This window comes from Mycobacterium sp. UNC410CL29Cvi84 (assembly GCF_000686745.1).
GTDB classification, from domain to species: Bacteria; Actinomycetota; Actinomycetes; order Mycobacteriales; family Mycobacteriaceae; genus Mycobacterium; species Mycobacterium mucogenicum_B.
The window spans coordinates 62,511-77,563 of sequence record NZ_JMLM01000024.1 but is presented as its reverse complement, the minus strand read 5'-3'; the positions used below and the strand labels follow the sequence as shown (position 1 = coordinate 77,563).

Genomic DNA, 15,053 nt, shown 5'->3' with positions numbered 1-15,053 from the left:
GAACACCTCAGTGGTGCCCATATCCAGTGAACGCCACCGTCGTCGGCCCCGGCCCTGGTCGTACCAGCGGGCCCGCGCACCGCACAGGCCACACCGCCCCGCCGCGGCGCGCAGCGGCCGGACATGGGCCACCAACACCTGCGCCATCTCGTCGAACTCGACGTCCTCGACGACCGTGTTCTGGACGCACAACAAGACCCGCCATAAGCTGGCATCCCGCACGCCGTTCTCCGCTCTATTGGTGACTGACCTTCGACAAGCCAGAAACCTAGACCGAGAACGGCGTTCGGCTATTCAAACCCCAAAATCACCCACACATACGTCAACAGAGCCAGGAAAGTTGACCGCTCCAGATCGCATGTGCCAAGGGAGAGAGGCGTCCGCCGGGCGACCCGCTCCGCCGAAACCCGGGCGACCCGCTCCACGGAAACCCGGGCGAGCGCGATGGGCGCCGTCCTCGTCGCCCTCGTCGACCGAGCCTCCACCCGATCACGCGCGTTCCCCCGGCTCATTGAGGAACCGCGCGATCACCGGCGCCAACTCGCCGGCGTTGGTGATGAGGTCGACGTGTCCGCCGGAATGCAGATGCAGATGCGAGTGCGGCAGTAGGAAATTCATGATGCGTGCGTTGGCCACCGGGATGATCGGGTCGTCGGTGCCCGCCACGATCAGGGTCTCCTGCCGGACCGCCGGCAGCGCGTGGATGCTCGTCCACACCGCGCCGGCCATCAATTGATGAAGGTAACCGATTTTCGAACCGGCATGCAGCTGCTGCAGGAACAGCTTGGCGACGTCGTCGCCGTGCTGCCGGACGGTACCGCCGTAGAGTTCCCCGGCGATCGAGGCGGCGTACGAGGTGTTCGAGAACCGTTTCGGCGTGACCATTTTCGCCAGGACCCGCGGATGTCCGGGCACCATCACGGCCCCCGTCCCGGTGGCCACGAGGACCAGCCGGCGGCAGCGCCGGGGGTTCTGAAAGGCGAACTGCTGTGCCAGCGCCCCACCCCACGACAGGCCGAGGATGTCGACGACCGTGAACCCCAGTTTGTTCAGCAGCCGGCCCAGCACCCAGGCCAGGTAGGGAAAGCCATAGGGCGCGAACGAGGTTGGTGATCCGCCGGTTCCGGGGACGTCGAACCGGATCACGGTGCCCGGCAGGTGCTCGACGAAGGGGTCGAGCACTTCCAGGCTGGCGCCGATGCCGTTGCACAGCACCAGCGGAACCACGCTCGGGTCGGTGCCATGGTCGATGCGGACCCGCAGCCGCTGGCCGCCGACCGATACGTAGCGCTCGGTGACCGTCATTTCTGCAGCACGTACGTGCCGGGCGCCGGGCCGGTGGCGATGAAGCCCTCGGCGCCCAGCGTCTTCGGGGCGTCGACGTCGTCGCCGCTGCGCTCGGCCAGCCACGCGACGTAGTCGGGCCACCAAGATTCACTGGACTTTTCGGCCTCGGTCAGCCATTCCTCCGGCGTTCCGTCGGTCACCTGGGCGATCCGGTACGACGCCTTCGGGTTCCCCGGCGGGTTGACCAGTGCGGCGATGTGGCCACTGGTGGACAGCACGTAGCGATTGTCCTTGCTGCCCAACAACTTCGCGCTGCGGTAGGTGGCCTGCCACGGTGAGATGTGATCGGCGATGCCGCCGATGACGTAGGCGTCGCACGTGATCTTGGACAGGTCGACGGGCGTGCCGAGCATGCTCACCGCGCCGGGCGTGACGAGCGAATTGTTCAGGCCCATCAGCACCATGTCGCGGTGCAGCGCGGCCGCCATGCGGGTGGTGTCGGCGTTCCAGAACAAGACGTCGAACGCAGCCGGGCTGCGGCCCTGTACGTAGTTGTTCACCCAGTAGCGCCACACCAGATCGGTCGGCCGCAGCCACGCGAACATCTCGGCCATGGCCTTGCCGTCCAGATAGCCCTTCTTTGCGGAGGTCGCGATCGCGGCCTGGGCGGCCCGGTCACTCATTGCGGCAGAGGCGAATCCGGCGCGGTCTTGATCCAGCACCGTCACCGCGAGGGTGAGGCTGGCGACCTTGTCGCCGTCACCGGTCTCGGCCAGGTGCGCCGCGGTCATGGCCGTGATGATGCCGCCCGAGCAGCTCGCCATCAGGTGGGCGCCGGCTGCGCCGGTGATGGCCCGCACCGCGTCGATGGCTTCGATGATCGCCGCCCCGTAGGCGTTGATGTCCCAATCCTTGTGCCGGGCTTGTGGATTGCGCCACGAGATGGCGAACACCTGCTGACCCTGCTGCACGAAGTACTCGATCATGCTGCGGCCGGGGGCGATGTCCATGATGTAGTACTTGTTGATCACCGGCGGCACCATCAACAGCGGCACCGCATGCACCGTCGGGGTCTGCGGCGCGTACTGGATCAGCTCGAACATCCGGGTCTGCAGCACCACGGCGCCCTTGGTGACGGCGACCGTCTCGCCGACGGTGTAGGCGTCCGGCTCGACCATGGCAGGCACCCGTGGTGACGACATGATGTCGCGGGCAAAGGCTTTCAGGCCGCGGACGGCGCTGAGGCCACCGGTGTCGATCATCGCTTTCCAGCCCAGCGGGCTGATCAACGGGTTGTTGGTGGGGGCCAGACCTTCGATGGCGTTGTCGAACACGAACCGCATCTGTGCTTCGTCGCGCCAGTCCAGGTCGGCGTCGGCGAAGAGCTTCTCGGCGGTGTCCGACACGGCCAGGTAGCCCTGCATGATCCGGTGCAGTAGCGGATTCTGTTGCCACGCAGTATCACTGAAGCGCTTGTCGGCGCGCTGCGGGGCCCGGTCGGAGTCGCCGGTGGCGATGTCGCCGAGCTCGTGGGCCAGTTCCTTGCCGCGGTCGAGCACGGTGCCGGGCTGCTTGGCCAGGCTGGCGGCCATCCGGGCCCAGGCCTGGTTCGGCATCATGCGGCGGGCGAACGGCTTGGTGGCGCTGGTCAGCAGCAGGTCCAGGGGTGCGGCCAGTTCATCGGGGTGCAGGGTTGCCATCTCAGTTGTCGCTTTCCGTTGTGGGGATGGTGATTTCGCGACGGAGGAGCTTCCCGGTCGGGCCCTTGGGCAGGTCGTCGAGGAACCAGATGCGTCGCGGGTACTTGTAGGCGGCCACCTGGCTCTTGACGAACTCGCGGAGTTCGTCGGCGGCGACCTCGAGGCCCGGCTTGAGGCTGACGGCGGCGCCGACCTCCTCGCCGAGCGAGTCGTGCGGGATGCCCACGACGGCCGCCTCGGCGACGGCGGGGTGGGTGTAGAGCACCTCTTCGATCTCGCGGGGGTAGACGTTGAAGCCGCCGCGGATGATGAGCGCCTTCTTGCGATCGACGATGTAGTAGTAGCCGTCCTCGTCGGTCCGGGCGATGTCGCCGGTGGCGAACCAGCCGTCGGCGTTGATGGCTTCGGCGGTGGCTTCGGGCAGGTTCCAGTAGCCCTTCATGACGTTGTGCCCGCGGATCTGGATTTCACCGGGCTCGCCCTGCGCCACCTCGGCGCCGTCGTTGTCGACGACGCGCATCTCGACGCCCTCGACCGGGGTACCGATCGACCCGGGCTTGCGCGGGCGGTCCGGATGGTTGAACGCCGCCACCGGCGAGGTCTCGGACAGTCCGTAGCCCTCCAAGACCGGGCAGTCGAAGGTCTTCTCGAAGTCCTGCAGCACCTGCACCGGAATCGCGGCGCCGCCCGAGACGGCGATCCGCAGCGTGTCCGTCGACGCCGTACCGGCCGCGGCCAGGAGCGCCGAGTACATCGTCGGGACGCCCTCGAAGATGGTGACGCCGTCACGCTCGATCAGCTCCAGGGTCCGGGCCGGATCGAAGCGGGGCAGCAGGCTCAGGGTGGCACCGGCCAGCACCGCCGAGTTCAGGCCGCAGGTGAGGCCGAACACGTGGAACAGCGGCAGGCAGCCCATCACGACGTCGTCGGGCCCGATGTTCAGCAGCGTCCGCACGCAGACGTCGGCGTTGCGGCCCAGGCCGCCGTGGGTCAGTTCGGCGCCCTTGGGCTTGCCCGTCGTACCCGACGTGTGGAGGACGACGGCGGTGTCGTCGTCCGCGCGGTTGACCGGGACCGGTTGTGCCGCGAGTCCGTCGATCAGCGCCACCAACCCGGCGTCGTCGACCACCCAGCAGCCCGCGCCCGCCGCCTCGGCGCCGGCCTGTGCCTCACCGGCGAAGGCCGGGGGTGCGAACAGCGCCCTGGCCGTCGTATTGGACAGGTAGAACTCGATCTCCGGGGCCTTGAGCAGCGGGTTCATCGGCACCGCGACGGCGCCGGCGTACAGGATTCCGTAGAACGCGGCGGCGAAGGCCGGGCCGTTCGGCAGCATGACGCCCACTCGGTCACCCGGTTCGATGCCGGACTGCCGCAGCAGCGTGGCGACGCGGGCGGCGGCGTCGTCGAACTGGGCGTAGGTGTAGGTCTGGTCGTCGCAGCGGAGGGCGACGCTGTCGGGGCGACGGGTCCGGCTGGCGACGAGGTTCTGGGCGAGGTTGGTCATGCCTTCAAGCGTGATTCGGCGCGGCTCCGGAGGCGATGGTGGCGGGAACAACAGTGACCACCGCCAAATGTGACCGGCCACAATCGGCACCTCACCTAAGGTTGGCTGATGGCCGGGGTCGACGAGCATATGCGGGAACTCAGCCAGATCATGCTGACGCGTGTGGAGGCGCTCGGCGAGCAACTGGCCGACCGCATCTACAGCCGGATCGACGGCTACCGCGCCACGCCCGCGGCGCGCGAGAACGTGCGCGAAAGTTGCGTCGCCAACATGACTTTCGTGTTCCACACCCTCTGCAACGACGGCGAGGCGGACCTGTCGCCGGCGGAAGCGACCGGCCGGCAGCGGGCGGTCGAGGGCATACCGCTGGCCGCGGTGATGACGGCCTATCGCATCGGGTTCCGGTACATGTGGGAGAGCAGCGTCGCCGCCGCGCGGGAGGCCGGCATTCCGACCGAGTCCATCCTGGAGGCCAGCGCGCGCATCTTCCTCAGCCAGGACGTGTTCACCCAGGCGATGACCGGCGCCTACCGGGAGGAGCTCACCAGCCAGATCATGGACCGGGAAGAGGAACGGTCGGCTCTGGTCGAGGCGGTGCTGCTCGGCCGCATCACCGACAACCAGAGCCTGTGGGAGGCGGCCGATCTGCTGGGGCTGCCGACGACGGGCCCGTATGTGGTTGCGGCGGCCGAGATTCCGGCCATCGGCAAGCTCGGGTTGCCCGAGATCGCGAGCAAGCTCGCGGCCCGCGACATCCGGTCGGCCTGGCGCCTGCTGCCCGATCTGCAGGTCGGCGTCGTGCACCTGCGGCAGGACGCGACGTACGACGTGCTGGTCGAGGTGCTGCGCAAGATCGCGACGGCGCGGGTCGGCCTCAGCCCGGCCTTCGCGAGCCTGGCGGAGACCGGCGAGGGTCTGCGCCTGGCCCGGCTGGCGGTGGCCGGCAGGCCGAGCCGTGACGGCTTCGTCTGCGCCTTCGACGACGCGCCGCTGGCGTTCGCCGCCGTCAGCGCGCCGGAGGTGATGAACCGCATCGAGGAGTCGGTGCTCGGCGGGCTCCGTGGGCTGCCCTCCGAGGAACGGGCGATCCTCTCTCAGACCTTCCAGGCGTGGCTCGACGCCGGCGGATCCGCCAACGAGGCGGCGGCCGCAATCTTCTGTCACCCCAACACAATTCGGCACCGGCTGCACCGCATCGAGGAGCGGACGGGCCGGTCCCTGTCGCGTCCGCGCGACGTCGCCGAGCTGTGTCTGGCTTTCGAGATCAGCCAGCGTCTGCCTGACTAGCTGGGGCTCGCGGGGCCGGGCTGGGCGGGGCTCGGGTCGCGGCTCGGCTCGGCTCGGCTCGCGGGGCGCCGGGGCGTTGATCGTGCGGCTTGGCAGACGGCTACTCGCAGAGATTCTGCTGTGGCGCACAGTCAACCGGTGCAGAGATGGCCGGGGATTGAGTGTGCGTCCGGCATCACGCGGGCGCAGGCTATCCACAGTTCGCGATCCGTCCACAAGCGCCGCCTCCGGTATGGCTGACACTGCAGTGGATGTCTGCGGCGGCGGAGACGCTGTCGCTATGACCGAACCATTCGTCGGCAGCGAGGCCCTGGCCACCGGCATGCTCAACCGCTACGAGCTCAGCCGCTATTACCGGCTGCTCATGCCGAAGATCTACGTGGACAAGCGGACAGAGCTGTCGCTCCAGCAGCGCACGACAGCCGCGTGGTTGTGGACGGGTCGGGAAGGCGTCGTCGCGGGAGCCGCTGCGTCAGCTCTTCATGGCGCGAGTTGGGTGGCCGACGACATTCCCATCGAACTGATCAGCGCCAAAATCCGCGCACCTCGCGGCGTGGTCACTCGTCGCGATCTGGTCTACGACGACGAGGTCACCCGCGTCCACGGGTTGCTCGTTACCAGCGTGGAGCGGACGGCGTTCGACCTTGGCCGTCGGGAGCTGATCGGATCTGCAGTGGCGCGCCTCGATGCCCTGGCTCGAGTTACCGGATTCACGGCCGACGATGTTCTGGCGCTGGCCACGCGCCACCCTCATGTCAGGGGCTTGAGGCAACTGGAGCCAGCGCTGGGCTTGTTCGACCCCGGCGGGCATTCGCCGCAGGAAACTCGATTGCGATTGACGTTGATCGGCGCGGGGTTTCCCAAGCCTCAGACTCAGATACCGGTACCTGGGCCCGACGGCAACCCGAAGTATTTCCTCGACATGGGCTGGGAGGACCTGATGCTTGCGGTCGAGTACGACGGTGCGCAACATGCTGAGTCGCTGGCCTACGACATCGAGCGTGCTGACTACATCGCGCAAGTCGGGTGGACCCATGTCAGGGTTGCCGCAGGGCATCGCAAGGCGTCCGTGATTGGGCGGGTGGAGCGCGAGTGGAATCGCCTCTGGCGGCCAGGACTTTGAGTTGCCGGGCGCACGCCGCCCCTTCCAGGGCCTCCGCTGGATCTCATGCATCGACTGTGCGTCTTGGCAGACGGCTACTCGTCGAAGTTCTGCTGTGGCGCACGGTCAATGAGCCCGGGAGTTCACTGTGCGTCGGAGCAGACGACCACTCGCAGGAAGTCGGCTGTGGCGCACAGTCAAAGTACGGGGGCGGTCAACGCAAAAGAAAACGGCCCCCGCCGAAGCGGGGGCCGTTCACTTTGCCTGGATCAGAAGGACGCTTCGTCCAGCTCCATGGTCTCGTTGTCGATGGACTCGATTACACCGCGGACGCTGGTGAGCAGCGGCAGCATGTTCTTCGCGAAGAACGAGGCCGACGCGATCTTGCCCTCGTAGAACGCACGGTCGTCGCCGGTGGCGCCCTCGTCGAGCGCCTTGATGGCGACCGCGGCCTGCTTCAGCAGCAGCCAGCCGATGACCAGGTCACCGACGGCCAGCAGGAAGCGGACCGAGCCCAGGCCGACCTTGTAGATCGACTTCGGGTCTTCCTGAGCGGCCATCAGGTAGCCGGTCAGGGTGGCAGCCATGCCCTGGACGTCGCCCAGAGCGGTGGCGAGCAGCTCGCGCTCGGCCTTCAGGCGGCCGTTGCCGTCCTGGTTCTTGATCAGCTGCTCGATCTCGCCGGCGACGAAGGCCAGGGCCTGGCCCTTGTCGCGGATGATCTTGCGGAAGAAGAAGTCCTGCGCCTGAATGGCGGTGGTGCCTTCGTACAGCGAGTCGATCTTCGCGTCGCGGATGTACTGCTCGACCGGGTAGTCCTGCAGGAAGCCGGAACCACCGAAGGTCTGCAGCGACTCGGTCAGCTTCTCGTAGGCCCGCTCGGAGCCGACACCCTTGACGATCGGGAGCATCAGGTCGTTGACCTTGAAGGCCAGCTCGGCGTCCACACCGTGGACGGCCTTGGCGACCTCGGCGTCCTGGAACGACGCGGTGTACAGGTACACGGCGCGCAGGCCCTCGGCGTAGGACTTCTGGGTCAGCAGCGCCCGGCGAACGTCCGGGTGGTGCATGATCGTGACGCGCGGAGCGGTCTTGTCCATCATCTGGGTCAGGTCAGCACCCTGGATGCGGGTCTTGGCGTACTCGAGAGCGTTCAGGTAGCCGGTCGACAGGGTCGCGATGGCCTTGGTGCCGACCATCATGCGGGCCTGCTCGATGACGTCGAACATCTGCGCAATGCCGTTGTGGACCTCGCCGACGAGCCAACCGACGGCGGGGATGCCGTGCTGGCCGAGGGTCAGCTCACAGGTGGCCGAAACCTTCAGGCCCATCTTGTGCTCGACGTTGGTGACGAAGGCGCCGTTGCGCTCGCCGGGCTCGCCGGTCTCGGGGTCGAAGTGGAACTTCGGCACGAAGAACAGCGACAGACCCTTGGTGCCCGGGCCGGCGCCCTCGGGGCGGGCCAGGACCAGGTGCATGATGTTTTCGAACAGGTCGTCCGAGTCGGCCGAGGTGATGAATCGCTTCACACCGTCGATGTGCCAGGTGCCGTCGGCCTGCTGGGTGGCCTTGGTGCGGCCGGCGCCCACGTCAGAACCGGCGTCGGGCTCGGTCAGCACCATGGTGGCGCCCCAGCCGCGCTCGGCAGCCAGAACGGCCCACTTCTTCTGCTCGTCGGTGCCGTTGTTGTAGAAGATTTCGCACATGCCCGAGCCCATGGCGTACATGTAGGCGGCCGGGTTGGCGCCGAGGACGTGCTCGATGAGGGCCCACTGCAGCGCGCGGGGCATCGGCATGCCGCCGAGCTCTTCCTTCAGGCCGACCTTGTCCCAGCCGCCGTCGAGCAGCGCGCGCATCGACTTCTTGAAGGGCTCGGGAAGCTTGACGGTGTGGGTCGCGGGGTCGAAGACCGGCGGGTTGCGGTCGCCGTCGGCGAACGAATCGGCGATCGGGCCCTCGGCCAGGCGCGCGATCTCGTTGAGCATTTCACCGGCGGTGTCGGCGTCCAGGTCGGCGAACTTGCCTTCACCCATCGCCTTGTCTACGCCGAAGACCTCGAACAGGTTGAACACCTGGTCACGGACGTTGCTCTTGTAGTGGCCCACGATTTCTCCTCGATGAGATGGACTGTAGGGGTTGGGTACTCAGGGCTAAGTTACCCACCAGTAACTGGGGCTAACTATACCGCCGGGTAACTTCATCGCAAAGCAGTCAAGAGCAAATTTTTCGCAGCTAACCAACCCAGTGGTTGAACGGGGTGGTTTCGCGACCGGTTTATGGCCGCTGACCTGCAGTTTAGTCCGAATGTGATGTCCGCCACCGGAAACTTCCGGAACTGAGGATGACGTGTCAGTTGGGGCCAATGGGAGCCCTGTTGTGGCGTCTTCGCGGTGGATGCGAAGGCTTACGCCCGCCGTGATCTCAGCCCGGATCGGCGCGGCCCGACGGCAATCCTGGGGGTGGCTGTGAGGCGGGTCACCATGCCGTGGTTATGTGAGGTATGCGTCGGGTAGCGGTGTGGGGTACAGGCAATATGGGGGCCACGGCGATCCGCTCGGCGGTCGCGTTCCCGGGGCTTGAGCTGACGGCGGTCATCACCTCGAGCGAGGACAAGGCCGGCCGCGACGCGGCGACATTCGCCAAGCTGGACACCGCGACCGGGAAGGTCGCCACCACTGACATCGACGCCGCTCTCGCCGACTGCGACGCCGTGGCCTATATGTCTTCCGGGGATATCCGCCCGGAGGAGGCCATCGCCGACATCGAGCGCTGTCTGCGGGCCGGCAAGCACGTCGTGACGCCGTCGCTGTACTCCCTCTATGACCCGGCTTCGGCCCCGGCCGAATGGGTCGAGCGGCTCGCCGACGCGGCGGCCACCGGTAACGCCTCGCTACTGGTGTCGGGTGTCGATCCCGGATGGGGCAACGACGCGCTCGCCGTGACGGCGGCCGGGCTGTGCACTCGGATCAAGACCATCCGGTGCCAGGAGATCTTCGACTACTCGACCTACAACCAGCCCGAAGCGGTCCGCGTGCGCTGCGGCTTCGGCGGTTCGATGGACGAGACGCCGTTGATGCTGATCCCGACCATCCCGACCATGGTCTGGGGCGGCAACGTCCGGCTGATCGGCCGCGGGCTGGGCATCGAGATCGACGAGATTACCGAGACCTGCGAGCGCCTGCCGCTGGCCGAGGCCGTCGAGAACGTCATGGGCCGATTCGAAGCCGGCACCCAGGGCGCCTTCCGGCTGGAGGTCATCGGCTGGTCGCAGGGTGTGCAACGCGTGATCATCGAGCACATCACCCGCATCGACCCGTCCTGCGCGCCGGAGTGGCCGCAGCCTGACGAGGGCGTGGGCGATCACCGCGTGATCATCGACGGCGATCCGCAGCTCACGATCGTGGTGCGGGCCGACGTTCCCGGCGGCACCCGCGCCGACGGCGGCAACACCACCGCGGCCAATCGGCTCCTCGGCGCGATCGAGTGGCTCGCGACCCAGAAGCCGGGCATCTACGACGGTCTCGATGTGCCGCTGCATACGCCGCTGCCTGCCGAGGTTGAGGCGACGCGCTGGGCGTGAAGGCCTAGGGGCTGAGTGAGAGGACGGCCGGTAGCAGCGCCGCGATCTGTTCGCCCATCACCTCGTACGTCGCCAGGTCCCGACCGATCGGATCGGCGATCTCCACCGGCTGGTGTTCGGGCAGGCGGAGGCGTAGCGCCGCGAGGTCGGCCACTGTGCGCGCACCGTAGGTCGAAGCCAAGAGAGAGGCTTCGCCGAGTGTGAACGTCCGCCGAAGTTGACGCGGCGCGAGTTCGAGGACGGCGGTTCGGTGCGCCGACGTCATCGTCAGGACAAGGTCGGCGTCGGAGGCGATTCGCGGAGTCAGCTGTCGCGCAGCGAAGTTCGTGGGGTCGCCGCCGAGCCCGATGAGAACCTCGGCTGCGAACTGGTGGATCGGATGCCCGATGACGGCGCGGGTCCCGGCGCTGGACACGTCGAAGTCCGCGATGCCCCTCTGCGCGGCGATTCCGGATGAAAGTCGTTCTGCCGTAGGGGATCTGCAGATGTTGCCGGTGCAGACGAACAGGATGCGCAGACCAACCTCCCAGCCAACTCTAACGCAAACGTCAATAACCGTGTGCGCGCGATCCGCGCGTGCCACGATATGCCCGTGAAGGGCATCATCCTAGCGGGCGGCTCAGGCACGAGGCTGCATCCGATCACGCTGGGTGTGTCCAAGCAATTGATCCCGGTCTACGACAAGCCGATGGTCTATTACCCGCTTTCAACGCTGCTTTTGGCGCAGATTCGCGACATCCTGGTCATCACAACGCCCTTCGATGCACCAAGCTTTGAACGACTGCTGGGCGACGGGTCGCAGTTTGGAGCGTCGATCGCGTACGCGCAACAGCCGTCGCCGGATGGGTTGGCCCAGGCATTCACGATCGGTGCCGAGTTCATCGGGTCTGGGAAGGTCGCACTGATACTGGGCGACAATCTGCTGTACGGGCCAGGGCTGGGTACGCAACTGCAGACCTTCAACGACGTCGTCGGCGGGGCGATTTTCGCCTATCGGGTGGCCGAGCCCAGTCAATATGGCGTGATCGAATTCGACGAGCAGGGCATCGCGATATCACTGGAAGAAAAGCCCAAGATCGCCAGAAGCAACTACGCCGTCCCCGGCTTGTACTTTTATGACAACGATGTCGTCGAGGTTGCGCGGCATCTCCAGCCGAGCCAGCGCGGCGAGTATGAGATCACCGATGTCAACCGGGCGTACCTCGACCGGGGTGAACTCCATGTTCAGGTGCTGCCGCGCGGCACCGTGTGGCTGGACACAGGCACGGTCGACAGCATGACTGATGCCGCCGACTTCGTACGCACCATGGAACGGCGCAGCGGGTTGAAAATCGGTGTGCCAGAGGAGGTTGCGTGGCGACAAGGATTTCTCACCGATGACGAGCTTCGGGAGCGGGCGGAGTGCCAGGTGAAGTCCGGATATGGCTGGTATCTACTTGATCTGCTGGACCGCGAGAAATGCCGGCCGCGTGCTGCCGTGAGTGCCCCCGGGCATTGATCGGAGGCCTTGGGGTGTCAACGTGCATTTCCGGTAATTGCCGACCTCTCCCCGTTTAGGGGGGTGAATGACGTTACTTCCTGAATGGCTCCGTTACGACCCAAGCCGTTATCCGCTCGGCTATAACCCTGGGCTCGACGGCTTGCGAGGGACGGCCACGCTTTGCGTTCTGGCGGCCCACCTCGATATCCGTTGGTGCCCAGGCGCATTCATATATATGGATATGTTCTTTGTGATGAGCGCGTATCTGATCACGTCGTTGCTGCTGAAGCGATGGACAAAGACGGGGAGCGTCGGATTCGGCACCTTCTACCTGCGGCGCGTGCTTCGACTCTTTCCCGCGAACTACGCGATGATCCTTGCGTTTGTCGTTGTCGCGTACCTGATTCTCTACGATTTCCGCGGGCAGCTAACTCAGGCTGTGGTCGCGGCTACCTACACATCCAACTGGACCAGGGCCTTTGAGGTTCCGATGCCCGAATACCTCGGTCATACGTGGTCGCTGGCGGTGGAAGAGCAGTTCTATCTGCTGTGGCCTGTCGCCCTCACACTATTACTGAAGGTCATTGGGCTTCGGATGCGTCTGGTCGCAGTCATCGTGGTGCTGGCACTAGGATTCGCCAGCTGGCGTAGCTGGCTCACCTTACAGGGGGCGTCCGAAGCTCGCCTATTCAACGGAACCGACATGCGCGGTGACGCACTGCTGATCGGCTGTGCGCTGGGAGTCGCAATGGCGATTCCGGGTGTCCGTCAAAGTGCGCGGCTTCAGCGCGCTGCGAAGCTATTGGCAGTACCGTCCCTAGTGGCATTGATCGTCGCAGGGATCACGATGGATCAACATAATCGGGCCATGTACGGCGGGATTTCATTGATTTTCACCTTGGCTTCGGCATGTTTGATTACCGCGCTGGTGCTCCCAGAACAGACGATTCCTCATCTCGTATTTCGGTCTCCGATATTGGTTTTTATGGGTCGCATCTGCTATGGGCTCTATATTTGGCATTACCCGATATATATGGTCCTCCGGTTTCGCTTGGGTTTCGTTGAACCGGTGCCGCTCGGCATTATTGGGGTTCCTTTGACGTTTGTGGCTGCGATCCTCTCCTGGCGGTTCGTAGAAAGCCCGTTCCTGAAGGCGAAGGACAGCCTCTCGATCGATGGCCCTAGGCGCGCGGCACGCCAGCACTGATCCCAGGCGAGCCGTCCGCCCTTCACTCAGGGCAGGGCCCCACTCGGCCTGTTGAAGCACGCATGTCCGACCCCTGATGTACGCGACGGCGGTGGCCATGGATTCCAGGTCCGGCGACCGACCACGGGCGTGGGCTAGCACGGTGCGACGCTTCGCCGCCGGGCATTCGGCCGCGTCAGCGGCGGTTTGCACCCTTTCATCGCGTTTGTCGCAGGGAACGGACCCTCGTCGTTGCTAGATCGATGAGACACATCGGGACGTTGCTGGCGATAGGAACGGACGGGTGACGGCTTCATTCGGTGAAGCGTGGCGAGTCGCCCGACGTAGTTGGTCGCAACGCGGACGCAGGCCCGTGACCAGCATCTATTTGACGTGGGGGTAATTTAGGCAGCCTTGCTGTGGCGACGCCTGCGGTGGTCGCGAGTCTGGCGTGCCTATTTCTCGCTAGTTGCTATTCGGTGAAATGATAAATCGGGCTAACGAAATGCAATATGGGTATATTGACGTTTTAGCAAAAAACTTGGCGAAAGAGCTTCCTGAGGCTTCGAAGTGGTCGTAGCATCGCTCTCGTACCGGGCCTCTGTGTGAGTTCCATGAGTAGCGCATCAGAGACCCGTTAAGCCGTACTAGGTATTTGGTCTGGATCGGGGGCCTGATGTCTTCAGTGGCAATTATCGGAACGCGTGGATATCCCAGCTATTACGGGGGATTTGAGACGGCCGTCCGAAAACTTGCGCCCGATCTCGCCGATATGGGCTGGGATGTCACGGTGTATGGCCGGCGAGGTGCGACCAAGCCGGACGACCCCACGTTGGACCCGCGCATCAAGCGCAGGATCAGCTGGGGTGTGGAGACTCAGAAGCTGAGCACGCTGTCGCACGGTCTGACGGCCGCCTTGGATGCTGCGGCGCGTAAGCCGGACGTCGCATTGATCATGAATTGCGCAAATGGGTACTTCCTACCGATCCTCCGGGCACGCGGTATCCCGACGCTGGTGAATGTCGACGGACTCGAATGGGAACGCGATAAGTGGAGTCCGTTGGCCAAGAGCGTCTTTCGGCAGGCGGCCGTATGTACCGCGAGGTGGGCCGACGGGCTGGTTTTCGACGCACGACGGATCGCCAGGTATTGGAAAGAGACCTTCGATGCGGACGGGACGTTCATACCCTACGGCGGCGATATCACGCCTGACCTACCGGTGCCGGCGGGGCTGACGCATCGCGGATACGTCTTGGTGGTAACGCGATTCGTACCTGAAAACACGGTGTCGCAGTTCTTTCAAGCCGTACCGGCCATCGCTGAGCAGTACCCCGTGGTGATCGTCGGAAGCTCCGGATACGGCGGTGAGTTGGACGACGCCGCGCGCCGACTGTCCGCCCATCCCTCGGTGACGTGGTTGGGCCATGTGCACGATGACTCGCTGCTTCTCGCGCTGTGGCAACACGCGGGCCTATATTTCCACGGACACAGTGTTGGTGGGACGAACCCAGCGTTGGTGCAGGCAATGGCCGCAGGTGCACCGATTCTGGCGCGAGACACCGACTACAACCGTGAGGTGCTCGGTTCGGCCGGCGAGTTCGTCTCCGATGATCCTGAGTTGATCGCCAAAAACGTGCTCCATCTGATGGACAACCCTGCTGTCAGGGAGGAAGACTCGCACGCCGGGATGCTGCGGGCGGCGCAGCACTATTCGTGGGCATCGGTAGCCCGCGGCTATGACGGTGCACTGCGGGCGGTGATGGAGGCCCGTGGAGTGGCTGCGCACGCCGAAGTGCATCCGATCCTGCGTCGCGCAGCGGCGCTGAATGTTCCAGTGTCGCGCTCGGTGGCAACCCAGCGCCTGGCGATGTAGTGGCCTTCCGAACGAATGCCATGCAAGGTCCTTTCAAATTGATCCCAAACTCTT

At 65.4% G+C, this 15,053-nt stretch carries 12 protein-coding genes; 6 read left to right on the top strand and 6 right to left on the bottom strand.

Going from position 1 to position 15,053, the window contains the following annotated elements:
- From BR47_RS0125590 to BR47_RS0125570, 4 genes are all read right to left on the bottom strand, one after another.
- Window positions 1–222: transposase family protein (locus BR47_RS0125590; protein ID WP_029118606.1), on the bottom strand; the 222-nt coding region annotated here is incomplete at its 3' end.
- Window positions 223–489: 267 nt separating this feature from the next.
- Window positions 490–1,305, bottom strand: coding sequence for a poly(3-hydroxyalkanoate) depolymerase (gene phaZ, locus BR47_RS0125580; RefSeq protein WP_029121230.1), 816 nt, complete (start codon window positions 1,303–1,305; stop codon window positions 490–492).
- Entirely contained in the window at window positions 1,302–2,987 is a 1,686-nt protein-coding gene (locus tag BR47_RS0125575; RefSeq protein ID WP_029121229.1) for a PHA/PHB synthase family protein, read from the bottom strand. Before BR47_RS0125575 ends, phaZ begins: the two co-directional genes overlap by 4 nt.
- A gap of 1 nt (window position 2,988) precedes the next feature.
- On the bottom strand, window positions 2,989–4,491 hold the full coding sequence (locus tag BR47_RS0125570) for a long-chain-fatty-acid--CoA ligase (RefSeq protein WP_029121228.1): 1,503 nt from the start codon (window positions 4,489–4,491) through the stop codon (window positions 2,989–2,991).
- 108 nt (window positions 4,492–4,599) lie between these two features.
- On the opposite strand from BR47_RS0125570, the gene BR47_RS0125565 reads away from it, so the two are divergent.
- Window positions 4,600–5,778, top strand: coding sequence for a PucR family transcriptional regulator (locus BR47_RS0125565; RefSeq protein WP_029121227.1), 1,179 nt, complete (start codon window positions 4,600–4,602; stop codon window positions 5,776–5,778).
- 280 nt (window positions 5,779–6,058) lie between these two features.
- Window positions 6,059–6,901, top strand: a complete 843-nt coding sequence (locus tag BR47_RS0125560) for an endonuclease domain-containing protein (protein WP_029121226.1) — start codon at window positions 6,059–6,061, stop codon at window positions 6,899–6,901.
- A gap of 248 nt (window positions 6,902–7,149) precedes the next feature.
- Here BR47_RS0125560 and BR47_RS0125555 read toward each other — a convergent pair whose 3' ends face one another.
- A complete protein-coding gene (locus BR47_RS0125555; protein WP_020103479.1) occupies window positions 7,150–8,985 on the bottom strand; it encodes an acyl-CoA dehydrogenase in 1,836 nt (611 codons plus the stop codon).
- A gap of 395 nt (window positions 8,986–9,380) precedes the next feature.
- On the opposite strand from BR47_RS0125555, the gene BR47_RS0125550 reads away from it, so the two are divergent.
- Entirely contained in the window at window positions 9,381–10,460 is a 1,080-nt protein-coding gene (locus BR47_RS0125550; protein ID WP_029121225.1) for an NAD(P)H-dependent amine dehydrogenase family protein, read from the top strand.
- Window positions 10,461–10,464: 4 nt separating this feature from the next.
- On the opposite strand, the gene BR47_RS0125545 is transcribed toward BR47_RS0125550, so the two are convergent.
- A complete protein-coding gene (locus tag BR47_RS0125545; protein ID WP_029121224.1) occupies window positions 10,465–10,977 on the bottom strand; it encodes an arsenate reductase/protein-tyrosine-phosphatase family protein in 513 nt (170 codons plus the stop codon).
- Between the two features lie 75 nt (window positions 10,978–11,052).
- Here BR47_RS0125545 and rfbA point away from each other — a divergent pair, with 75 nt between their 5' ends.
- The 3 genes from rfbA to BR47_RS0125530 all read left to right on the top strand — a co-directional run bounded on the left by rfbA (window position 11,053) and on the right by BR47_RS0125530 (window position 14,999).
- Window positions 11,053–11,958: a glucose-1-phosphate thymidylyltransferase RfbA gene (rfbA, locus tag BR47_RS31480; protein WP_051635004.1), complete on the top strand. Its 906-nt coding sequence runs from the start codon at window positions 11,053–11,055 to the stop codon at window positions 11,956–11,958.
- Window positions 11,959–12,025: 67 nt separating this feature from the next.
- On the top strand, window positions 12,026–13,147 hold the full coding sequence (locus BR47_RS32300; protein WP_081831400.1) for an acyltransferase family protein: 1,122 nt from the start codon (window positions 12,026–12,028) through the stop codon (window positions 13,145–13,147).
- Window positions 13,148–13,802: 655 nt separating this feature from the next.
- On the top strand, window positions 13,803–14,999 hold the full coding sequence (locus BR47_RS0125530; RefSeq protein ID WP_081831399.1) for a DUF1972 domain-containing protein: 1,197 nt from the start codon (window positions 13,803–13,805) through the stop codon (window positions 14,997–14,999).
- Window positions 15,000–15,053 lie beyond the last annotated feature (54 nt).